Origin of the sequence: Achromobacter pulmonis (assembly GCF_021733725.1) — a bacterium.
GTDB lineage: Bacteria > Pseudomonadota > Gammaproteobacteria > Burkholderiales > Burkholderiaceae_B > Achromobacter > Achromobacter pulmonis.
The window spans coordinates 843,629-865,739 of sequence record NZ_JAIFOT010000001.1 but is presented as its reverse complement, the minus strand read 5'-3'; the positions used below and the strand labels follow the sequence as shown (position 1 = coordinate 865,739).

Here is a 22,111-nt window from a genome sequence, read left to right as displayed (position 1 = left end):
CATCGCCCACGTCCGCACGAGGTTTTCGTTCCATGGCTGTCAACGCTAGCAACGCCGGTTTCAGCGCCGAGTCCCGCCTCTACCGCCTCGATGGCGAGGGCGCGCTGTCGGCCCTGCAGGTCGAAGGCTGGGTGGCGCGCGAAGGGCTGTCCACGCTCGGCGAGATGCGCGTGGTGGCGCTGGCCGAGGACGCCACGCTGGATCTGAATGACATGGTGTCGCGGCCCGCCACCCTGTGGACCACACGCGCCGACGGCAGCGAGGCCGGCCGCAGCGGCGTGGTGCGCGCGGCCGAAATGCTGGGCGGCAACGCGGGCATGGCGCGCTATCGCCTGACGCTGGCGCCATGGCTGTGGCTGGCCACGCAGCGGCGCGACAGCCGCATCTATGAGAAGCAGTCCGTGCTCGATATCGTGCGCCACGTGCTGGACGGCTACGAGGGCTACACCTACAAAGTGTCTCCAGACGTCGAGGGCCACCTGGCCGGACTGCCCGCGCGCGCCTACACCACGCAGTATCGTGAAACCGATTACGCCTTCCTGTCGCGTCTGCTCGCGGAAGCCGGGCTGGGCTGGACCACGGTCGAGGACGATAGCGCCCCGGCGCGTCACGCCGTGTTGATCTTTGCCGACAGTCGCGTTCTGGGCGAGGACGCCGAGTCGGCGGGCGGGGGCGTGCGGTTCCAGCGCGCCCATGCGAGCGAATCGCGCGATGGCGTGCAGGCCATCGCGCGCCGGCGGCGCCGGAGCGTGGAGCGGGTGACGCTGCTGGCCTGGCATGAGACCGGCAAGTACGCCATCACCGGGCAGGCGCTGGCCGGCCCCGCCAGCGGCGCCGATGACGAGCGCGCGGGGCTGGAATGGTTTGAGCCGTTGGGGCAGGGCGGGCTGCTGAACCAGGCGCATGCCCAGTTCCAGGCCAACCTGCTGATGCAGGCGACGCAGGCCCACGCCGAGACCTTCATCGGGCGCGGCAATGTGCGCACTTTCCGTTCGGGCACGCGGTTTACGCTGCGCGAGATGTCGCCGCTGGGCCCGGCGGGCGAGCCGGGCTTTGAGCCGGTGTTCGCGCTGGACCGCGTGGAACACGTGGGCGTCAACAATCTGCCCGGGCAGAACGATGCCAGCCTGGCTGACCGGTTGGGCGCGCTGGACGACTTTCTCTGCTTTGACGATGAACATGCCCGCGGCGCGGATTTCGAGGCCGGCGCCGGAGACGATCCGGACGCGGGAGCTGGAGCCCTGGTCGAACTGGACGACGGGCTTGGCCAGTCGCGCTCGCCAGACCGGGACGAGGCCGCGTTCGATGCGCAACGCCCCGACGCGGCGGTGCTGGCGCGCGCGCATGAAGTCGGCTACGCCAACCGCTTTCGCGCGCTGCGCTGCGACCGGCCGTGGCGCGCCTTGCCAGTGGCCGCGCGTGGCGCAAGGCTGGCGGGCGCGCCTTCCGCCGTTGGCGTCCACACGGCCATCGTCACCAATGCCGAAGGCGCTACCGAGGCCAGCGGTGAAGACGAGATCCATCGCAATGCGCGGGGCGATGTGCGGGTGCGTTTCCATTGGCAATCCACAGGCGAGGGTTTGGCGAATAGCCGCTGGGTGCGGGTGGCGCAGCGCCAGGCGGGCGCGGGCATGGGAATGAGCTTCGTGCCGCGCATCGGCCAGGAGGTGCTGGTTCGATTCCTGGATGAAGACATCGACCAGCCGCTGGTCGTCGGCGCGCTCTACAACGGGCGCGGCGAAGGCGGCATTCCGTCCACGCCTGGCGGCAGGGCGGGCGAGCCGATGAATGCCGAGGTGTACGCGGCCGCTTCCGATGGCAAACCGAGCGCGCAGGCCAACCTGGCCAGCGGCAATGCGCCTGCGTGGCATGGCGCGGCGGGCGGCGACGATCAGCATCGCAACGCGGCCGCCCTGAGCGGTTTCAAGAGCAAGGAATTCGGCGGCGACGGCTACAACCAGATCGTGTTCGACGACAGCGATGGCCAGCTGCGCATGCAGATCAAGTCCACGCAGGCGGCTAGCGAATTGAATCTGGGGCACCTGATCCACCAGAGCGGCAACTATCGCGGCAATGTGCGCGGCGTGGGCGCGGAGCTGCGCACCGACGCGTTTGGCGCCGTGCGTGGCGGGGGCGGCGTGCTGCTCACCACGTATGCCGCCGGCGGCAGCGAGCCTGCGGGCGACGCGGCGGCGCCGCTGGCGTTGGCTGGGCAGGCCGACATCATGGCGCAGTCGTTCGACGGGGTGATCGGCGCGCACCAAGGCGTGCGGCTGGCTTCGGCGCGCGGCACTGCCGCGGCGGGCGCGAGCCGGCTGGATGGCGAACGCCCGCCGCTGGCCGCCATGACGCATGCGGTATCGGGCACCGTGGCGGGCGAGGCGATTGGCGGCGCGGTCGGCGATGTGTCGGCCAAGCACACTGAGGCGGCCGAAGGTAAGGTGCCGCACCTGACTGATCCCTTGGTGTTGATGGCCGGCCGCGCGGGCCTGACGCAGGCGGCGGGGCGCAACGTGCAGGTCGCGGCTGGCGAACTGGTGCACTGGTCATCGGGGCGGGACCACAACCTGGCCGTCATCGGCGCGTTGCGCGTGCATACGGGCCAGGCGTTGGGCATCGTGGCGGGGGTGCAGAAGGGCGGTGCGGAATCCGGCCTGGATCTCATCGCCGGTACTGGCGAGGTGGACGTCATTTCGCAACATGACGTGTTGACGGTGCAGGCGCGGCAGGACCTGCGCATGGTCAGCGCCAATGCCGGCATCGAGTACGCCTCGCCCCAGCGCATCCGCATCGCGAACGCGGCGGGCGCCAGCATCGTGATCGAAGGCGGCAACATCACCGTGACGGCGCCGGGCCGCATTGACGTCAAGACCGGCAACAAGCAATTCGCCGGGCCGACGCAGATGCCCTATCCGTTCCCGCAGTTCACCGTCTGCAAGACCTGCATTCTGGACGCCCAGGAAAGCGTGCAGTCCATCACCGACAAGGCGTGACGGCGATGGCTTATTCCTGGCAGGACGCGCTGCGGTCCACGTTCTCCGAATTGCCGCATCACCGCGGCCCCCACGGCGAAGCCGCGCGCGCTTACGCGATCGTCGATTTCCGCGGCCACCCCGATCTGCTGGCGCGCATCCGCGCCACCCCAGACCTGAGCTTCGGCTCGATCTGGGCGCAGACAGGGCTGGACATCTATGCCGACGTGGCGCCTTTGCTGATCGAAATCGATGGCGCCTCGCAGGGCGTGTTGCGGGGACCGCGCTACGCGGGCTTCAACACGGTGCTGGTGCGCGTGCTGGAGGCGCTGCATGAGCGCGCCGGCGGCCGCTATGCGATGCAGTGCTTTGCCTCGGCGGTGCCGCTGGAAAAGCTGCTCGCGCACTTTGGCCGTTTCTGCGACTACGCCTTGCCGGACGCCAGCGAGTTCTTCCTGCACTGGTATGACAGCCGCATTCTCGCGCGCGCCCTGCTGGTGTGGACTCCCGAGCAGCGCGCGCGTTTCGCGGCGCCCATGATCACGCTGCGCTACGCGCTGCGCGATGGTTCGCAGGCCGAGCTGCCGGGCACGGGACGGCTGCCCGCCGAGCGCGCGCAAGGCATCGAGCGCTTCACACCGGAACAGCACCAGATGCTGTTCGATCTGGATTACCCCGACAAACTGGCGGTGCAGTTGCGCCGCCTGTATCCGGGCCTGTTGCCCGGCAATCCCGACCAGGACGCGCTGGTGCCGCGTGTGCAGGCACAGTTGGAGCGCGCGCGCGCGCATGGCGTGGCGGGCGACAAGGACACGTTCGACTACGTCGCCTGGGGCGTGTCGATCTCGCCGTGCTTTGACGAACACGCGCGGATACGGGAATGCCTGCGCGCGTATCGGCCGGGCGTCGAGGGCGGATTGGCCAAAGCGCTGGCGGACGTGCCGGACGCCGTGTGGGATGAGGTGCAGGCGCGGCAGCGGGCCGCCAGGGAGATAGGTGATGCGTGAAGCGCCGTCGCCGCAACGAGATGGCATGAAGCCGGACAATTCGGGAGCAAGGAATGCGTAAAGGCTTGATCGGCGTGCTGATATGGCTGGGCCTGTTGGCCGGCTGCAATGGCGAACCCACCTATCAGGGCGTCAGTTTCGTGACGTACAACTACACGCCGTGGGAGCTGTCATCGGTGCGTCTGGTCGACGCATCGGGCGCGGCCGCCGGCACGTCGGCCATTCCGTCCGGCGGGGGCGCGGGCAGCGTGACTTGCTGCTACACCCTGAAGGGCACCGATTTCATCGTCAAGTGGCGTGGCGGCGACGTGGACGAAATGCGCAAGCACCTGTTCGACGGCAAGCTCGACGACGTGGTGTTCAACAAGGAAACCAAGGTGCACTTTCCCGCCGCGAGCGTGCCGGACGGCGAAGGTCCGGTGATTCTTGAACTGCATATCTATCCGGACGAGCACATGGAGCTGGCGTTGAGCCGCAAGCTGCTGGGGCAGGTGCGGATTCCGATCGTCGATACCACCCGCTGGCTCTACGAGAACCATCGCGATGCGCTCGGCGCTTACCGGAACATCCATGAAGTCGGCAATGTGCTGGGCAAGGTCGCCCGGCAGGCCTGGACGCGTTATCGCATCGAGGATGGCGAGGACATGCGCGGCTATATGTACCTGTATTTCGTTGTCGCGTCGGATTTCGACAAGGACGCGGCGCTTTCCGCCCTGTTGAAGGATGCGAATAGAAAGCCCGGCGACTTCGGCCGCGCGGTGTTCCGCCTGTCCAAGGAGCGGATCGCGCAGATCAAGGCGGCGGGAACCGCGCCCGGAGACAAGAATGTCTGAGTTGCAAGTGCCAGAGCAGGACCGCACGCCCGCGTCGGTGTTGAAGGCCATGGCCGAGAACGCGGCCGCCTATCCCAAGGATTCCTGCACCGAATGCGGGTTGACGCTGCGCATGGGATTCTTCTTCGACGGCTTTGGCCGGAACAAGGACCTGGACGAGGCCAACCCCACTTTCCTGTCGAACGTCAGCCGCCTGTGGATGGCGCACTTTTCCGAGGGCGACCGCGACCGGCCGAAGAAGCAGCATTGGCTGCGATTCTACTATTCCGGCATCGGCGTGGAGCTGAACGAGGACGCTAAGCGGGATGTGATCATCAACGCCATGGCGATCGCGGGCGGGCAGATGGCCGACAAGGCGGCGGCGAGCGTGAAGGACGCGGCGAAGAACATTACGCGGCTGGATGAAGTGCCCGACATGGATGGCATGGGGCGGCTCAAAAAGGCCACCAAGCAGTCGATCAAGGACGGCTCCTACCAGCCCATGGTGAAGGCCTACAAGGATGTCATCAAGGACGTCAAGAGCCTGCCCGAGAAGACGGTGCGGATCTGGAATGCGATGGATCCGGAGCGCCTGGGCAACCGGGCGCGCGCCACGGTGCGCGGGTTCTGGGCGGACTTCAGGAAAAATCCGCTGAAGGTGGCCTGGACCGCGGGGAAGAATGTCGCCAAGGCGACGCTGCTGGAAGGGGTGCCGGTGGTGCGGGACAACCAGACGGTGGCCTACCTGATGGGAACCGGGGTGGACACGCGCCTGGACGCGGCCAAGCGCCAGTTCGAGCAGGCTTACGAGCAGGCCAATGCCGGCACGGAAAAGGTCGTGCGGATCGAGATTTCCGTATTCGGCGGCGACCGCGGGGGCATTATCGCCAAGCAATTCGTCAACGATATCGTCAAGAAATACAAGCGCCGCCACGATCAGGACCTGGCAATCATTGGAAAAGACGGCGCGCCCAATGCGCAGATCCGTATCCGCTTCCTGGGGCTGTTCGATTCCGTGGCCTCGATCATGGATGAGAACACCTTCCTGGGGTTCCTGCCGGTCACCGACCTGATCAAGCAAAGCCACAAGGACCGCAACCTGGCCGTGCCCGCGGCGGTGGAGAAGGCGGTGCATTTCGCGGCGGCGCATGAACTGCGCCGCAACCAGCGGATGGATTCGCTGGAAAAGACGCGCGGTTTGCAGTATCTGTATCCCGGCTCCAGTGGCGACGTGACGGGCGTGGCGCCGCAGGGGTCGCTGGGCACGCGGGCATCGCTGTCGCGCGTGCCGCTGCGAGAAATGATGAATCTGGCCATCGCGCAGGGCGCCGCCATCCATTGCATGGAGTCGCTGTACGAGACCAATATCACGGCCTACAGCATGCTGACGCTGGCCAGCCCCATCGAGGCCGAGGGCCAGAAGCACTATGTGCAGGATCTGGTGGCCGCTTACCGCGAATTGGTCAAGTACGAGCCGGGCTGCGACTTTGCGCCACACATGGAGGTGTTTCTGCGCTGGCTGGCGGTCCGCTATCAGGACCCGGTGTTCCGCGCGGGGCTGTCCGATCCGGCCGAGCAATGGATCAAGGATCGTGATTTCTTCACGCCTGAGCAGGAGCTCATGCAGGAACAGCGCCGCCTGTCGATGCTCTCTTCGGAAGCGCTTGCCAAGCCCGAGACCACGGCGCGGGCGCGTGAACTGGAAGCGCTGGTCAAAGAGCGCCGCGAACGCGCCGACGCCAGTCGGGGCGAGGCGCCGCCACAGCGGTTCAAGCCGTTATGGGAGCGCCTGGAAGAGGAATACAAGCGCTTGGAAAACAGCGAGCGCCAGGATGCGGCGACCGAACAGCGCCGCCAGGACCTGGCGCGCAATAACCCGCAGGTCCTGCGCGCCATCGAGCAGATGGAGCAGGACCAGCGCGACCGCCAGGACATGCGCGACGAGATCATCCGGCGCGGCGGCGGCACGCCGGAAAAGCGGGTCGATCCGCTGGCCGACATGAAGGCCGAGCGCGCGATGCAGCAGCGCCTGCTGACGGCCTGGCGCGAAGCGCGCGACGGCAAGACCCAACTGCCGGCCAAGGTCATGACGCTGTTCGATTGGCTGGTGCACGACGCCATGCTGAGCAGTTGGCCCGACCATCTGCTGGCCAGCACCACGATGTACTTCCGCGTGCGCGACAAAGACGTGTTCGCCAAGACTGATGCGAAGGCGGAGATGGCGCAGCGCGCCGACGACATGCGCAACGCCGAGCGGGTGGAAGGCCAGGCCGCGCGCAATGAGCAGAACCTGCGGCAGATGACGCCGGCGCGGCCCTGAGCGGCGGCGTGGCGGTGATGGCGGCGGCCCTGGAAAGCAGGGCCGCTTTTTTTTCGTGGCGCCCTACTTGGCGCCGTCTTCGACCTCGATGGTCACGGTGTTCGATTTCACGTCCTCGGCCTCGATATAGACCTCGTACGTGGCCGGCGTGGCGGGCAGGTGCAGCACGCCGGCCATGTCGGTGGTGAAGCGCGTTTCCACTGTCATGCCCGGGGGCAGCGCGATCTTGGGCGGTGTCGGGCCCTTGCTGGGATCGACGGCAACGTTGGGCAGCTTGGGACGCACGTAGTCGAACGCGACACCGCGATAGACCTTGCCGCTGCGTGTATCCACCGCCACGAAGCGTGGCAGTTGCGGGTTCTCGACCGCGGGCAGGATGCCGCGCGCGCAGATGGGAATCGTCAGGGTGTTGCCGTCGCGGATCTTCACGCGCGAAGGCGCGGCAATGCGCATCTGCGCGTCGTAGCCCTGCAGCGGCGGCATGCAGGCATGCTCTTGCTGCGAATGCGGGGGCACCGAGGCGAAAGTGGCGGGCTCGATCCAGTCGGTAGTCATGATGGGCATCTTGAATGTGTCAGGCAGCGAGGATTCTTGGTGGCGGAGAGAATGGCATCAGAATGAACTCCAGCCTTCGGAGCAGTCCACTTTGCGCACGGCCTTGCTGCAGCTCGGGCAGAAGTGGATGTTGGCGCAGGTGATGCCGTACATCACGCATTGTCCGATCTCGTCGCTGTACTCTCCATTCTGGTCGGGCAGGCCAAAGTAGCAGTGGCCTCCCATGTTGTAGTAGAAGTGTTGCGGCGGATCCAGCTTGGAGTCGTCGGCCGAGGGGTCTTCATCGCGCAGACCGGGCCAATCCGGGCCGCTGGGCACCATGCCGAGCAGGTGGCCCATTTCGTGCGCCAGCGTTTCGGTCAGGTAGGCCTGCGAGTTGGGCTCGTACGGGTCCAGCGTGGACACAAACAGCAGGTTGGTGCCGGTGAGCGCCAGGCCCGCGTAGCTCGCGGCCACCGTGTTGAACTGGATATTGAGCATGCCGCGCAAGGGCGTGGCGGAAATCCGGGTCAGGTCGACGGTGACGGAGAAGACGGCGCCGGAGCTTTCGCGGACCGGCGTCATCAGGTGGCGCGGAATCGGGATCGACCGCTCCACGCCCGAGGCGTCCGTATGGATGTAGCGGGCATGCACCAACCAATCGTCGCCGTCGTCGAATTCGTACCAGAGGCTGGCAAGCGTGCGATCGTCGTTGAGGATGGGAACGGTCATGACGCGCCCGCCCGGGCCGGCTGGAACGGGCAGGCGCATGTCGCCACTGGTGCCGGGCGCGGCCAGTCGGTCGACGTGACAGACCACCAGGGTGTAGGGCTCGCGCTGCTTGCCCGGGGAACTGGCGTACACGCGGCGCACCGCGTCCATGATGGCCTGCTGCGCGGTAGGGCTGTCGGCCGCGTCGACCGCCGAGCGCCCGCGGAATCGCAGGCGGGGCAGTTGGATCATGTCGATGCCGTGCAGCGCGAACTCCGCCGTGACCGGGGTGACGTCGGCCAGATGGGCGGCCGGACGCGCGCTCATGCACATGACTTCCTGGATGTACAGGCGGCGCGCGGTCTCGACGCGTTCCGTCTTGATCAACTGACCGCGTTCGTCGCGCACTTCGAACAGATAGACGTTGCGGCCGGCGGCGGGCAGGGCGATGTCGTCGACGATGCGGGTGCCGTCCGCGTCCGTGACATAGCTGCGCGGGTTGGCGTGCGGCTCCTGATAGCTGGCGCGGCGGCCGCGTTCGCGGCTGGAATAGGCGATGTTGCCGGGGTCGGCCTTGACGGTGATGGTGAACCGGTGCGAGCCGGGACGGTTGAATTCCACGTGGATGCGCGGGCGGCGGGTCTGGCGCTCGGTGGTGGTCAGCGCGTTGCCGTCGTTCCAGCGCTCGTCGGCGCGTTCCAGGTTCACGTACTGCAGGCGCGCGCTGTCCTGGCGGCCGCGATAGGTCGAGACGCCGGGCACCACCCGGCCGGCGTCGCCGGCCGCGGGCGTATCGCCAGGCAGATGGGTGCCCTGCGTGCGCGCCACGGGACCCAGGCCGATCGTGTCCAGCACGTCGCGGGCGATCTGCGGCAGGGGCGAATCGGCCACGCCCGGGATTTTCATCAGCACCTCGGCCACCTTGGGCAGTGTTTCGGTGGCCAGGGTGGGCGATTGCAGGATGGCGCCGATCACGCCCGGCACAGCCGATGAGGACAGCCCCGGCATGCTGAGGATGGCGCCGGCGACGGCCGGGATGTTGGCCTGCTTGACGTCGGGCAGCGTGAAAAGGGTGTCGACGGCCGACCCGAGGGCGGCGGCCCGGTCGCCGGCGCTGTTCAGCGCTTGCGTCATGACGGGCACGATGGCCGCGCCCACGTTGGCGCTGACCCCGCTGGACAGAAACGTCGACGCGCCGCTCATGGCCGTGGAGGCGGCGCCGGCCTGTTGCGCAAAGGTGGCGAGTCCGCCGCCACCTGCCACCGCGGAGACGCCCGTGGCGCCGACGCCGCCCGTCGTCGCGGAGCCGGCGACGGCATTGGCGCTGGCGGGCGCGCCCGCGTTTGCTGCCGTGGCGGCGCCGCCCGCGGCCGACAGGTCGGTGGCGCGGGTAGCCGGTGCGCTGGCGCTCATGCCGGCCGCGCGCGCGGTGGTGCTGCCGAGGACCGTATCGGGGCTGGCGGCGGAGGCGACGGCGCTGGTGGTGGCGGTGGGGGAGGTGCCCGCCGTTGCGAGCGAAGCGCCGGCCGCCGCCGCAGCAGCATTGCCGGCGATACCCGTAGCGGTACCGCTGCCAATACCCGTGAGGCCAGCGGCTGGGGCAGATTGCGTGTCAGGCAGTCCCGCGCCTTGCGGCAGGTCGGCGGCGCCAGCGCCCGGCACGAAGCTGGGAGGGGGGGCGGACGTTTCCGCCAAGGAGGGCGTGGCGGGGGGCGCCGCGTCCACTGCCGGCGCTGGCGAGGCCGTCGGCAGCGCGCCAGGGGCGCCGATGGCGGACACGGAGTCGCCTGGCATGGCGTCCGACGTCGGCATGGCGGGCGCGCCTTGGGCCATCGCGCCGGACGCCGGCAGCGCGGTTGCGGCTTCGCCTTGCGGCATGGCCGCGGACAGCGTGGCTGCCGCCTCGACTTGCGGCATGGCGGCTGGCGGGACATCGCGGCCCGCGGCGCCGGGCATGGCCATGCCAGACGGCACGGAGAGGGACGGCGGTTCCGCCGCGGCCGGCAAGCCGCCATGCGAGGCGGACGTGGCGTGCGCCAGTTGTGCGGCCTCGCTGGCGGCCGCCGTCGTGGCGCCGAGCAGGCTGCCCGCGCCCGCAGCGAGCGAGGCGAGCAAGGCCGCGTTCGGCGGCGTGGCCGGATGGGACCGGAGGGCGCCGTCCGTTGCCTGTGGCGCGTGGCCGCCAGTCGGGGCGGTGGCGGCAAGCGTGGCCCGGGCGGCGTCGTGGTGGTTCGGCTTGCCGGAGGCCGGCGCGAGGGAATCGCCCGGAGGGGCGGCGGCGAACCGTTGCGGCGCGGCTTGCGCGGCGTGCCGGGCCGGCGCCGATCCGGATGGTGGCGTGGCGCCATCTGGCGCCGCGCTGGCCGGGGCGACGAAGGCCAGCGCAGTGGACGATGCCGGCGTGGCGAAGGCGGCGGCAGCGCCCGTGGCTGTCGGGATGCCTGGCGCGGCCGGGTTGGCCGGCCCGCCCGGGGTGGCATGGGCGTCGGCCCGGCCGGCGACAAGATGGCGCCCGTCAGCGGCCCGAGGGCTGCTGTCTTCGAGACGGGGGCGCGCCGGGCCGGTGGCCGCCATTGTGCCGGCAGCGGCCGCCAGTGCGCCGGGGGCCGCTGTCGATGCGCCGGCCTGGCCCATGTCCTGCAAGGCGGCGTCGGCGAGGCGGGCGGTGGGGCGCCACGCGTCAGGGGCGGAGGCTGGCGCGGCTGGCGTGGCGGCAGGATCGGTGGCGGCGGATGCCGCAGCGAGCATGCCGTCCGCCGGATTCGGGGCGGTCAGGCCGGCGGCAGCGCCCGCCTGCATGCCCGCGTCATGGGCGGCCAGGCCCGTCGCGCTGGCCGCGAGCCCCGGCGTACTGCTGACGTCTGCCGTGGCCGAGGCAAGGCCAGCGCTGCTGCCGGCGTCAGCGAGAGCCCCTCTGTGGGTGTGGACGCCAGTTCCCGCGTCAGGCAGGTCGGCGCCGGCCATGCCGGCCGAGGGGAGATTCGCCGCAGCGCCTGTCTGCGCCCCGCCGGCAGCCAGAGCCGCGTTCGCCGGCTGGGCGCTGGCGCTGTCCGCCGATGCGGCCGCCGTGGCGGAGAAGGCGGACTCGCCGGTGGCTGCGGGGGCGGTCGCGGGGGCGCCGCCGAAGGTCGTGCCCGTCGCGGGCGAGGCCGGGACGGACACGGTGGGCGTTCCGGCGGCCTGCAGCGTCGCCGCGCCAGGCGCCGCGAGGGCAGCGGCGCTGGCCGAAGGGGAGGGCGAGGAAGCCGTGGCTTCGAAAGCCGTTGCTGGTGCGGTGGTGGACGCCGACGCCGATGTCTGGGCAGATGCCGATGCGGCGACAGGCGCACCAGCGGCAGTCGAGGCGGCTCCTGTAGCAGAGGTAGCTCCTGTAGCAGAAGTCGCTCCTGTAGCAGAGGTAGCTCCTGCAGCAGAGGTAGCTCCTGTAGCAGAGGTAGCTCCTGTAGCAGAGGTAGCTCCTGTAGCAGAAGTCGCTCCTGTAGCAGAAGTCGCTCCTGTAGCAGAAGTAGCTCCTGTAGCAGAAGTCGCTCCCGCGGCGGAGGTGGCTTCGGTAGCGGAGGTCGCCGCGACGGGGGCGGCGGCGGCGGAGCCGGCCCCGGCGCGCGCCGCGTCACCGGTACCCAGGGCGGCATCCGTGCCAGCGGTGCCCGCTCCCATCCCCGCCAGGCCCGCCGCGCCGCTGATCATCGAGGACGCACCTTGCGGCGCGGCGGCTGCCAGCATGTCGGTGGCGGCGGGCAGGGCGGACATCGGGTCCTTGACCAGAGCGGCCGCCTGGGAAACGGCGCCCGCGGCGGACGCGGCGCTGTCCAGCATGCCGCCTGCGCCCGGCGCCACGGCGCCCAGCAGACCGTTGGCCGCGGGCAGCGCCGACATGGGATTTGCGGCCATTGCCTGCGCTTGCGACACCAGGCCCATGGCGTTCCTGGCCTTGGCCAGCAGGCCGCCGGCGGCGGGGCTGGCCTGGCCCAGCAGGCCGGGTGCGGCCGACAGCGCGCCCATGGGATGCTTCGCCAGGTCGGCCAGCGCATTGGCCTGGCCGGCCAACTGCGACAGTTTGCCGGCCGCGCTGGCGGCCGTTTCGCCCAGGCCCTCCGGCACGATATCGCCGAGGGCGCCCGTTGCGCCGCCAAAGCCCGCCATCAGGCTGGCTCCGGCCTTCTTGGCCGTCTTGGCGAAGGCGCCGTCCTTGTGCACCAGTTCCGCGCTCACGATGAGCGGATCGTCGACGGTGGTGCTGGGCAATGCCGGCAGGCTGGCGGCATCGCTGCCGGGACCGACGAAGTTGTGCGTCGCGCCCTTGACCGAAAACAGGCCGGGTCCCTTGAACACGATGTCCGCACCGTCGAGCGTGACGCTGCCGCCCGCCGCCTGCAGGGTGACGCGTTGGTTGCCCAGGATTTCGATGCCTTCGGCCGACGAGGTCACGGTGATTTCCTGTCCCGCCAGTGCTTCAAGGATGTCGGTGTGCGCATGCAGCGACACGGGCGCCTGCGCCGAAATCGCGCGGATCGGCCCTTGTTGCGCGAACACGCTCGCGGAGCGGGCCGACACGGCGGCGTACGTCTGCGTGGCCGCCACATGCGCATCGGATTGCGCGGTGGCATGCAGATGCTCGCCCGCGTGCAGCACGGCGCTGGCCGGCGTGGCGAGATTCAGCGAGTTGGGGGAGTCGACCAGCAGGTGCGGGCCATTGATGCGTTCGATGTGGGCTTGGGCCGAGCGTTGGCCATTGACGGCCTTTCCCGCGGCCTGGCCATTGACCTGGGGCGCATAGCGGCCGTCCTGTTCCGGGTCGAGCGCCTGGAGGAGTTCGTCGTAGCCCGCGGCCGCCGCCAAGGGGCGCGCCTGATGCTGGCCGGCGCTGTCGTTGAGCCGGCGCGAGGCGTCCTGCGCGCCGCGCAGCAGCAGCAGGGCCTCCTGGGCATCGGCCTGGGTCGACTTGCCTTGTTCGCGCGCCGTCGCCGACACCAGCATGCCCTGGCCTGAGCGTGCCACGGCCCAGGCATCCGAGCGCAGTTCGAAACCCGTGCCGCGCCATGGCCCCCGGCTGGCCTCGTCCAGGCCCTGTTCCACCAGATAGCCCAGGCCCAGCTGCGTGGCCGCGGTGGAACTGGCCAGGCGCGTGCGCAGCTTGCCCTTGGTGTCGTCGAAGACCCATTGGTTGCGGCCGGCGCCATCCAGGCCCTGGCTATGCCAGCCGCTCAGCACGCCCGCGTGATTGGCGTCGCCGTCTTCGCCCGCGGACCAGGGCGGCAGATCGGCGTCGTTGTATAGCTGGCCCGCCACGACAGGCTGGTCGATGTCGCCGTCGATGAATTCGACGATGACTTCGGTGCCGCCGCGCGGCAGATGGTGGGCGCCCCAGTTGGGCCCCGCCTGGGCGCTGGCCACGCGCAGCCAGGTGCCGGAGCGGTCGTCGCCGGGCGCGTTGCCGCGGGTGTCGCCATGCGTGCGCTGCGGCAGGCCGCCACTCAGCGGCTTCTCACCGCGTTGCCAGGGAAACTGCACCTTCACGCGCAGGTCGCGGTCAGACGTAATGGGCGCATCGTTGGCGCTGACCACCACGGCGGCCAGGCCTTCGGGCGCCGTGGGGCGCGCGCGCCACGCCGGCATCAGCGCCGCCGCCTCGGGCTGCGCGCTGAAACGGTTGCGATAGGTGCCGTGTTCCAGGTCCGGCCTGTCCAGGACCTGCGCGGCCTGGCCGCCCAAGTTGTTGGTGGCCTCATGCGTGACTTCGAGCAGCACGTATCGATTGCCGGCAAGCTCGTCGATGGCCTGTGCGCCGCCGCCTTGCGCGTAGCGGTCATGCTGGCTCAAGGCGAAGATCCGGCCGGGCGCCAGCGAGCGGGCCGTGCCGGCGCCTTCGAACCGCAGCAGCCGCGACTCGTGCGCGCGCAGCGAACGCGCCGCGCTCTGCTCGGCGGCGGCGTCATCGGCGTAGCGGCCGTGGCCGGCGTAATCGTAGTCCTCCAGCACGGGCAGCGTCTCGACCCGGACCTGCGATTGCGATTGGGCCGCATGCGCGGTCAGGGTGCGCTCGTTCCAGGCCGCGCGCGCCACGCTGCCCGGGCGCACCGACTGCGCTGCGGCAAAGCGCGTGATGCTGTCGCGGGTTTCCGTGGCATCGCTGCGGTGAAACCGCAGGGGCGAGGCGGGGTCTTCCGGGCGCGCCGCGCCGGCGTCGAAGATCACCACGCGATGGCGCGCGCCGCCGCCATCGCCTTGGCCCTCATCCTGCTGGTGTTCGAAGCGGTAGCTCAGGCCGGCTTCCGCCAGGATGCGCTGCACGAACGCCAGGTCCGATTCGCGGTACTGCGTGCAGAGGGGGCGGGGCTTTGGCGCCTCGGTGAGCTCGAAGGCGAACGCCGCCTGGGGATAATCCGAAAAGACCTCGCTGACGATGTCCTGCACCGACAGGTCCTGATAGACGAAACTGTCGCGGCGCAAGGCCAGCGCGGCCATCCAGGGCGCGGCGTGCAGGCGGTAGCGCGCCAGCCCGCCGTCGGCGCCCAGCGCGTCCACGCCTTCCACCACCGCGTGCCAGCGCCGCATCGAGCCATCGGCCTGCAGCAGGCTGACGCTGATTTCCTTGCCCAGCAAGATCGCCACGTCCAGCTCGGCGCTGGCGGCCAGGCAATCGAGTGTCAGCGAGAACAGGCGCGACACGCCTTCGCGCAGGCGCATGTGCTCGACCACCAGCTCGGCATCCAGCGCGGTGCTCAGGCGCAGCATGCGCGCTTGTTGCGACAGGGTGGCGATGTTGAGCGTGGAATAGGCCGGGGCGTCAGATGGCAAGGCGTTCATAGGGCTGGGCGGTAATCGATCGGCGGGACCAGAGGCGCGTGCGAGTGTGTCGGCTGCCGCTAAGGCAGCGATATCGTCAAATGGGCCGCGCGCGGACCCAACTTGACGATGTCGTGATAGGGCGCCATCGCGGTCTGCATTTCGGTGTTCAGGAAGTGGCCCATGCCCAGGTACGCGAGCAGGCCCAGCAACGCGAACAGCGCCATGATCGACCACAGCGGCACGTCGCGCTTGAGCGTGTGCGCCACCTTGTCGGGCAGGGGCCAGTGCGGCGCGAAGCCGGTGCGCTTGCCGCGCAACAGCGCAATCTCGTCGCCCAGCCGCGCGGTCAGGTATCCCAGCTTTTCCTGGCCCTCGATCAGGTACTTGCCCTGGAAGCCGAGCAGCAGGCACATGTAATAGACCTCCAGCGATTGCAGGCGCGGCGCGCCCTGCGCGCGCAGGTCTTCGAGCCGGGCGAAAAAGTTCTCGCCCGCCAGCTGTTCGCCGAACAGCGTGAGTTGCAGCGGCTGCAGCATCCAGGCGTCGCGGATGGCGAAATGGGAATTCAACACGGTCTCATCGACGGCGGCGCAGAATGCGTACTTGGTGGCGTAGACGTCCTCGGCGGCGGCGTCCATTTTCTTGGCGGCGCGCTCGTAGTCCGCCAGGAACTGCTGCACCCGCGCCGAGAACGCGGCCGCGTCGGCGGGTTCCTGCCCGCTCTTGAGCAAGAACAGCATCAGGAAGCCGTCGTACAACAGATCCAGCAATGACCTGGCCGGGCGGCTGGCGTGAAATTCCGCCGCGCGCGGCGGCAGCGTTGCTGCTGGCATCAGGGAGGGGGTGTCAGCGGTCATGGCGGTGTCGTTCCTGTCAGCGGGTCACTGCGATCAAATCCAGCTTGAGTTCGGGAATGCCGGCGGGGGCGTAGATGGCGATGCTGCGCGCCTGCAGCATGCGGTCATAGAGCGAGCCGCGGGTCTGCAGGGCGAAATAGATGGCGCCAGGCTTGACCGGCACGGCGGGCGGCACCTGCGGCGTGTAGGTGAGCGGCACGCCTGGCATGGCGGACAGCACCAGCTTGTCCACGTCTTCAGGCGCGCCGACCTTGAAGCGCATGGGCACGCTCTCCGCCAGTTCGGCGGCGGGCATCGCGGCCTGCACCGACAGGTACAGCGAGGTGGTTTCGTCGAGCTTTTCCGAGTCGAGCCGCCCCATGTGGAACGAAGGACGCAGTTCTTCGAGCACGATGGAGAAGTAACGCGTCGAGATCACGGTTTCGAGCAAGTCGCGCAGGATCTCGTCCATGCGGGCGAAGGCCGGCCCGGGCGCATCGTGGCGATACACCGGCAGATCCGCCAGCGTGTGCTCCTTGGAGAACGTCATCAGCGCGCCCGCCAGCCGCGCCAATTCCTGGAACAGGCGCTCGGGATGCAGTTGCGGATGATGGAACAGGTGCGACAGCGTGGCGTAGGCCTCGTTGGCGGTGTGCAGCAGCCAGAAGGACGCCACATCGCCCGAGCGGAATTCGATGATGTTCTTGCTGGGTTCGCGGTGAAAGCCGTAGAGCGCGTTGACTTTGGCCTGCAGGGCATCGAGCAGTCGACGCAATTGCTCGTGCAGCGCGCCCGAGGCGGCCAGCGACAGGCTCGGCGGGATGAAAGCGCTGTCCAGTTCGTAGCCCGCGCTGGCGGTGCGCCGCACGCGCGCCACCGGGATCGCCAGCAGGGCGTCACGCGGTTCGAACTCGGAAATCAGGCGCACGTCTTTGCGCAGGAAGGCAAGTTCGGCGGTGGTGGCGCCGGTATAGAGGTCGGGCGCGGGCGTATTGTTGTGCGTGTAGCGCGTGTCGAACCCGCCCGCGGCCTGCGCATCGCGGTAGTTGCCGCCGATCGCTTTCAGCGGATGGATCGCCAGATAGAACACGGCTTCGCTCACGCCGTCCAGCGCCGTCAGCGCGACAGGGGGCGGCAGTTCGTCGCCGTGCGGCGCGCTGTAGAGTTCGCCATCCGGAAACACGGCGCTCATCTCGGTGGCGCGCAACATGCCATTGGCCAGCGCCGAGGCATCGAAACGCGCGGCGCGCAGCCCCCATGCATAGGGATGCAGCGCCCGGGCCATCTCGGCCAGCCGGTCTTCGTGATAGGCGTCCTGCCGCTGGAAATGCTGCGGACGCAGAAACAAACCCTCGCCCCAGAGGACTTTGGCTGAGTAACTCAAAATAGACGCTCCCTGTTTCGTCTTTCCCGGTTTCTATATCGCTATATATAGAGAAGGTTGGATGGACAGCGACGGCCGCGATGCGCGCGTCAACCCGGACACTGCACGCCGGACAAGCGCGATGGATCGTAGGCGGGCACGCCCGCCGGCAACGCGGGCTCGCCCGTGGCCACCGTCAGCGCGCACGCATGCGCGCCCAGGACAATACCGCTGTCTTCCACGTCTTCGACCTTGAATACGTACTTCCAACGCATCGGCGCGGGGGCATAGAACAGCCCGGCGATGGCGATGTAATCCGCCTGCTTGGGGACTTTCTCGACCGTCTCATAACGCTGTCCCGGCGTGAGCGTAAGCTCGCGCGAACCCAGCATCGATTCCCCCAGCGCCGCTTTCTCCCCGGCAGTGTCTATCAATTGCGTGAGCGGCGCACGCTGGAATTGCTCAGGATTCTTCAGGTAGTATATTTTTGTAACTACCGCCATCGATTGGCCGCTGCCGGCATTCAGATTTTCTCCGGCATGAATCGCCAGATTCACTTCCACGGGCGCGTTTTCAGGCTTTTTCAAACCCGCCATCTCCATCGCGTTGCCGGTCAAACCGGCCACCGCGCCAATGGCCGATACGGCCGCACATCCAGTAATGGCGCCGCTTGCGAGCACGCACGCCATTACCGCGAACAAACGTGATAAATGGATATGTTTGGTCATGGCCCTTTATACCGGAAGTGTGTGAAGCAATACAGATCGCGGCATGATGCGTGCAAAATCGACGCAAGTAACATGAAGACACTCGCTGTAGCGCTGCACTAACAAAAGGTTGTTGAAATACGGCCCCTAGTTACAACCTTGCTAGGTGCTTAAAAATGCCCTTTTCCCGCCTCGTTGTTATTGCAGGTGTCGTTGCATTAATGGCCGGCTGCGCATCCGTCAAACCGCAGTCGGAAGCTGAATACAAACAGTCCATGGCCGCGGCGCAAAAGACGCTGGAGCAGAAAGGCGTCGACCAGGCCGTCGCGCAGTTTGAAGAGATTGCGCAGCGCAATCCCTCCAAGGGCGAGCCATGGTCCTACATCGCGAAAATCCGTTTCGACGAACAGAAATACGGCCAGGCAATCGTGGCCGCCGATGAAACCTTGAGCCGCGATCCGGATGATTTCGTGGCCAAGACGGTGCGCGCCGTCGGCGGTCTGCGCGTGGCCATGCAGTCGCTGGCCGATCTGCGCGCCGACGCGTTATTGGCCGGCAATGCCCGTGCCGATGCCGTGGCGCTGGCCGCATCGATGCGCGAAACGCTGGGCCAGGACGTGCTGTTCCCCGAGGGCCGCCGGCCGCGTCCGCGCCAGCCGCGCAAGGCCGATCCGGCCCCGTCCGCCGCTGCGGCGCCCGCCGCCGGCGCGGCAGCCGCGCAATCGTCGGCCGCGCCCGCGAGTACGCCCGCGGCCGCGTCGTCGACCCGGCCGTCCACGCCGCAACCCGCCACGCCTCCCGCCCAGCAGCCCAACCGCGCGCCGAATCCGTTCGGCGACCTGCTTACCAAGTGATTCGCCCGGGAGCGCCGCCCCGCGCGGCGCGCCCCGGTCCGACAGACCCGATCCTTTGCACGGAGCCTTCCATGGCCAAGAAAGAAAGCGTTCAGAAACGATTGCAGAAAGTCCGTCCACCGCGCGTTCAGCTTACGTATGACGTGGAAAAGGGCGATGCCATCGAACAAAAGGAACTTCCCTTCGTCGTCGGCGTGGTGGGCGATTTTTCGGCGCAGTCCGAGGCCGAACTGCCGCGCCTGAAGGATCGCAAGTTCGTCAACATCGATGTCGATAATTTCGACGACGTGATGCGCGGACTGGAGCCGCGCGCGGCGTACCGGGTGAAGAACCGCCTGACGGAAGAGGGCGGCACGTTCGGCGTGGACATGAAGTTCCGCTCCATCGAGGATTTCCGTCCGGAAGCCGTGGTGCAGCAAGTGGACCCGCTGCGCGAGCTGCTGGACATCCGCACCAAGCTGGCCGACCTGCGCAACAAGCTGGCCGGCAATGACAAGCTCGAAGACCTGCTGGGCGAAGTGCTGACCAGCACCGAAAAGCTGCAACAGCTGACCAGCGAGACCGACAAGGGAGGCCGCAATGAGTAATTCCGCCGCCGCGCAAAACGCCGCCGCCACCGCTTCCGATGCCCCGGGCGGGCTGTTGGACCAGATCGTCGAGCAAAGCCGCGTCGCCAAATCCACCGCCGAGCATGATCGCGCCAAGGACATCATCGGCGAGCTGGTGCGCGAAGTCATGAAGGGCACCGTGGTGGTGTCCGACAACCTGTCGGCCATGCTGGACGCGCGCGTCGCCGAACTGGACCGCCTGATTTCGGCCCAGCTCAGCGAAGTGATGCACGCACCGGAATTCCAGAAGCTGGAAAGCACCTGGCGCGGCCTGCACTACCTGTGCCAGGAGACGGATACCAGCCCGATGCTGAAGATCAAGGTGCTGAACGTCACCAAGCGCGACCTGGTGCGCGACTTCCAGACCGCGATCGACTTCGATCAGAGCCTGATGTTCAAGAAGGTGTACGAAGAGGAATTCGGCACCTTCGGCGGCGCCCCGTTCGGCGCGCTGCTGGGCAACTTCGAGATCACGCGCCAGCCCGAGGACATGTATTTCATCGAGCAGATGTCGCACGTGGCCGCCGCGTCGCACGCGCCGTTCATCGCCTCGGCATCGCCCGAGCTGCTGGGGCTGGACAGTTTCGCCGACCTGGGCCGCCCGCGCGACCTGGCCAAGGTATTCGACACCGTGGAATACACCAAGTGGCGCAGCTTCCGCGATTCGGAGGATTCGCGCTACGTCGGCCTGACCATGCCGCGCTTTCTGGGCCGCCTGCCCTACGACCCGGTCGAGGGCACCACGGTCGAAGGCTTCAATTTCGTCGAGGATGTGGACGGCACCGATCACGCCAAGTACCTGTGGTGCAACGCCGCCTGGGCCTTCGGCGCGCGCCTGACGGCGGCCTTCGCCGATTTTGGCTGGTGCGCGGCGATCCGGGGCGTGGAAGGCGGCGGGCTGGTGGAGAACCTGCCCACCCATACCTTCAAGACGGACGACGGTGAAATCGCCCTCAAGTGCCCGACCGAAATCGCCATTACCGACCGCCGGGAAAAGGAACTGAGCGACCTGGGGCTGATCCCGCTGGTGCATTGCAAGAACTCGGATTACGCGGCTTTCTTCGGCGCCCAGTCGGTGCAGAAGGCCAAGAAGTACAACACGGACAGCGCCAACGCCAACGCGGTGTTGTCGGCGCAGCTGCAATACATCTTCTCGGTATCGCGCGTGGCGCACTACCTGAAGGCGATGATGCGCGACAAGATCGGCAGCTTCGCGTCGGCGCAGTCCGTAGAGAGTTTCCTGAATCGCTGGGTGTCGCAGTATGTGCTGCTGGACGACAACGCGACGCAGGAACAAAAAGCGCAGTTCCCGCTGCGCGAAGCTTCGGTGCAAGTGGCCGAGGTGCCCGGGCGCCCCGGCGTCTTCCGTGCCGTGGCGTTCTTGCGGCCGCATTTCCAGCTTGACGAACTCTCGATTTCCCTGCGCCTGGTCGCCGAATTGCCGGCCCAGGCCCAGAAATCCTGAGCGTCATTGCACTGACAACTCATCCATTCAAAGAGGTTATCGACAATGAAGGACATCTACGTCAAGTTCGGCAATCCTGCGCTCAAGGGCGAGTCGCAAGACAAGGACCATCCGGATTGGATCGAAGTCAGCTCGTGGCGCCACGAGATCATCCAGCCGCGTTCGGCCACTGCCTCGACCTCGGGCGGCCATACCGCCGAGCGCACCGAACATGGGGAAATGGTCTTCACCAAGGATCTGGACGTGGTCAGCCCGTTGCTGTATCAGCACGCCTCGGGCGGCACCACCTTCGATGAGGTCACGATCGACTTCCTGCGCGCCGACGGCGAGGGCAACCGCGTCAAGTACCTCGAAATCAAGCTGAAGTACGTGATCATCGCGCGCGTGGCGCCGGAGGTGGTTGCCGAAGGCCTGCCGCACGAGTCCTTCTCGCTGAAGTACGCCGCGGTGCAGTGGAAGTACACGCAGCAGAAGGTGGGCGGCAATCAGGGCGGCAATGCCCAGGGCGCCTGGAGCCTGACCAAGAACGACAAGACCTATTCGGTCTGATCGCGGCCGGCAGGTTGGAAGACCGCGGCCCGAGCCGGGTCGCTGTCTTTTTTATTCGAGGCCCCGATGAAAGGATTCGAACCGAGTCTGTTCGACAAGTTGTTCGAAGCAGAGGGCCAGTCGCCCTATGCGTTGCGGCGTTTGTCGATCGAGGAAATGAAGGAGACGGTGGCGCGCGACATCGAGGCCCTGTTGAATACCCGCATGGTGTTCACCGAGCAGGATCTGCGGCGCTACCCGAACTGCCAGCGCTCGTTGCTGACGTACGGGCTGTCGGACTTCTCCGGGCTGAGCCTGGCGAGCCACTACGACCGCGAGTTCATCTGCCGTTCGCTGGAGCAGGCGATCGCGCGGCATGAGCCGAGATTGACGCACGTACGGGTCATGCTGCAGGTCGACAGCCGGGCCACATCGGTGCTGTATTTCGCGATCACGGCCATGCTGGACGTGGGGCCGGCTCACGAGCCCGTGACCTTCGACGCGACCTTGCAGCCCTCGACCCTGCAGTACTCCGTGACCAAGGGCTGGGCCAAAAGCCCGGCCACGGTCTGACGCATCGGTCGGTGGCGCAGGTGCGCCGGCGC

General features: G+C 67.9%; 14 protein-coding genes. 9 read left to right on the top strand and 5 right to left on the bottom strand.

Annotated features, from left to right (window positions below; translation table 11 throughout):
• The first annotated feature begins 32 nt into the window (after nt 1-32).
• From K2W61_RS03905 to K2W61_RS03890, 4 genes are read left to right on the top strand one after another with little or no spacing between them, the layout of a single operon-like run.
• On the top strand, nt 33-2,993 hold the full coding sequence (locus tag K2W61_RS03905; RefSeq protein ID WP_236755088.1) for a type VI secretion system Vgr family protein: 2,961 nt from the start codon (nt 33-35) through the stop codon (nt 2,991-2,993).
• 5 nt (nt 2,994-2,998) lie between these two features.
• Nucleotides 2,999-3,979, top strand: a complete 981-nt coding sequence (locus K2W61_RS03900) for a DUF4123 domain-containing protein (protein ID WP_236755087.1) — start codon at nt 2,999-3,001, stop codon at nt 3,977-3,979.
• 53 nt (nt 3,980-4,032) lie between these two features.
• Entirely contained in the window at nt 4,033-4,812 is a 780-nt protein-coding gene (locus K2W61_RS03895) for a hypothetical protein (RefSeq protein ID WP_236755086.1), read from the top strand.
• The gene (locus tag K2W61_RS03890; protein ID WP_236755085.1) at nt 4,805-7,111 is read left to right on the top strand and encodes a phospholipase effector Tle1 domain-containing protein; all 2,307 of its coding nucleotides are present in this window, start codon (nt 4,805-4,807) and stop codon (nt 7,109-7,111) included. The genes K2W61_RS03895 and K2W61_RS03890 overlap by 8 nt, the downstream gene beginning before the upstream one ends.
• Nucleotides 7,112-7,174: 63 nt before the next feature.
• On the opposite strand, the gene K2W61_RS03885 is transcribed toward K2W61_RS03890, so the two are convergent.
• The 5 genes from K2W61_RS03885 to tssJ all read right to left on the bottom strand — a co-directional run bounded on the left by K2W61_RS03885 (nt 7,175) and on the right by tssJ (nt 18,072).
• The gene (locus K2W61_RS03885; protein WP_236755084.1) at nt 7,175-7,666 is read right to left on the bottom strand and encodes a hypothetical protein; all 492 of its coding nucleotides are present in this window, start codon (nt 7,664-7,666) and stop codon (nt 7,175-7,177) included.
• Between the two features lie 57 nt (nt 7,667-7,723).
• Nucleotides 7,724-15,154 carry a type VI secretion system tip protein TssI/VgrG gene (gene tssI / locus K2W61_RS03880; RefSeq protein WP_236755083.1) on the bottom strand — a complete coding sequence of 2,477 codons (7,431 nt, stop codon included), beginning with the start codon at nt 15,152-15,154 and terminating at the stop codon, nt 7,724-7,726.
• 68 nt (nt 15,155-15,222) lie between these two features.
• A complete protein-coding gene (icmH, locus tag K2W61_RS03875; protein ID WP_175135726.1) occupies nt 15,223-16,002 on the bottom strand; it encodes a type IVB secretion system protein IcmH/DotU in 780 nt (259 codons plus the stop codon).
• Nucleotides 16,003-16,018: 16 nt separating this feature from the next.
• Complete coding sequence (gene tssK / locus K2W61_RS03870) at nt 16,019-17,365, bottom strand: type VI secretion system baseplate subunit TssK (RefSeq protein ID WP_175141940.1); 1,347 nt, start codon at nt 17,363-17,365, stop codon at nt 16,019-16,021.
• Nucleotides 17,366-17,454: 89 nt separating this feature from the next.
• Nucleotides 17,455-18,072, bottom strand: a complete 618-nt coding sequence (gene tssJ, locus K2W61_RS03865; RefSeq protein WP_236755082.1) for a type VI secretion system lipoprotein TssJ — start codon at nt 18,070-18,072, stop codon at nt 17,455-17,457.
• Between the two features lie 254 nt (nt 18,073-18,326).
• On the opposite strand from tssJ, the gene K2W61_RS03860 reads away from it, so the two are divergent.
• The 5 genes from K2W61_RS03860 to tssE all read left to right on the top strand — a co-directional run bounded on the left by K2W61_RS03860 (nt 18,327) and on the right by tssE (nt 22,079).
• Nucleotides 18,327-18,905, top strand: a complete 579-nt coding sequence (locus K2W61_RS03860) for a tetratricopeptide repeat protein (RefSeq protein ID WP_236755081.1) — start codon at nt 18,327-18,329, stop codon at nt 18,903-18,905.
• Between the two features lie 71 nt (nt 18,906-18,976).
• Nucleotides 18,977-19,492 (top strand): type VI secretion system contractile sheath small subunit, encoded by a 516-nt coding sequence (gene tssB, locus K2W61_RS03855; protein WP_105237420.1) that lies wholly within the window; start codon nt 18,977-18,979, stop codon nt 19,490-19,492.
• The gene (tssC, locus tag K2W61_RS03850; RefSeq protein ID WP_236755080.1) at nt 19,485-20,978 is read left to right on the top strand and encodes a type VI secretion system contractile sheath large subunit; all 1,494 of its coding nucleotides are present in this window, start codon (nt 19,485-19,487) and stop codon (nt 20,976-20,978) included. Before tssB ends, tssC begins: the two co-directional genes overlap by 8 nt.
• 45 nt (nt 20,979-21,023) lie before the next feature.
• Nucleotides 21,024-21,527 (top strand): Hcp family type VI secretion system effector, encoded by a 504-nt coding sequence (locus tag K2W61_RS03845; RefSeq protein ID WP_006226591.1) that lies wholly within the window; start codon nt 21,024-21,026, stop codon nt 21,525-21,527.
• Nucleotides 21,528-21,593: 66 nt separating this feature from the next.
• Nucleotides 21,594-22,079, top strand: a complete 486-nt coding sequence (gene tssE / locus K2W61_RS03840; protein WP_175131107.1) for a type VI secretion system baseplate subunit TssE — start codon at nt 21,594-21,596, stop codon at nt 22,077-22,079.
• Nucleotides 22,080-22,111: the final 32 nt, after the last annotated feature.

What these genes read in the sequence shown, in the direction of transcription:
- K2W61_RS03890 (WP_236755085.1), top strand. Translation starts at nt 4,805, where the DNA reads ATGTCTGAGTTGCAAGTGCCAGAGCAGGACCGCACGCCCGCGTCGGTG.
- icmH (WP_175135726.1), bottom strand. Translation starts at nt 16,002, where the DNA reads ATGACCGCTGACACCCCCTCCCTGATGCCAGCAGCAACGCTGCCGCCG.
- K2W61_RS03900 (WP_236755087.1), top strand. Translation starts at nt 2,999, where the DNA reads ATGGCTTATTCCTGGCAGGACGCGCTGCGGTCCACGTTCTCCGAATTG.
- K2W61_RS03845 (WP_006226591.1), top strand. Translation starts at nt 21,024, where the DNA reads ATGAAGGACATCTACGTCAAGTTCGGCAATCCTGCGCTCAAGGGCGAG.
- K2W61_RS03860 (WP_236755081.1), top strand. Translation starts at nt 18,327, where the DNA reads ATGGCCGCGGCGCAAAAGACGCTGGAGCAGAAAGGCGTCGACCAGGCC.
- tssE (WP_175131107.1), top strand. Translation starts at nt 21,594, where the DNA reads ATGAAAGGATTCGAACCGAGTCTGTTCGACAAGTTGTTCGAAGCAGAG.
- tssJ (WP_236755082.1), bottom strand. Translation starts at nt 18,072, where the DNA reads ATGACCAAACATATCCATTTATCACGTTTGTTCGCGGTAATGGCGTGC.
- tssC (WP_236755080.1), top strand. Translation starts at nt 19,485, where the DNA reads ATGAGTAATTCCGCCGCCGCGCAAAACGCCGCCGCCACCGCTTCCGAT.
- K2W61_RS03895 (WP_236755086.1), top strand. Translation starts at nt 4,033, where the DNA reads ATGCGTAAAGGCTTGATCGGCGTGCTGATATGGCTGGGCCTGTTGGCC.
- K2W61_RS03905 (WP_236755088.1), top strand. Translation starts at nt 33, where the DNA reads ATGGCTGTCAACGCTAGCAACGCCGGTTTCAGCGCCGAGTCCCGCCTC.
- K2W61_RS03885 (WP_236755084.1), bottom strand. Translation starts at nt 7,666, where the DNA reads ATGACTACCGACTGGATCGAGCCCGCCACTTTCGCCTCGGTGCCCCCG.
- tssB (WP_105237420.1), top strand. Translation starts at nt 18,977, where the DNA reads ATGGCCAAGAAAGAAAGCGTTCAGAAACGATTGCAGAAAGTCCGTCCA.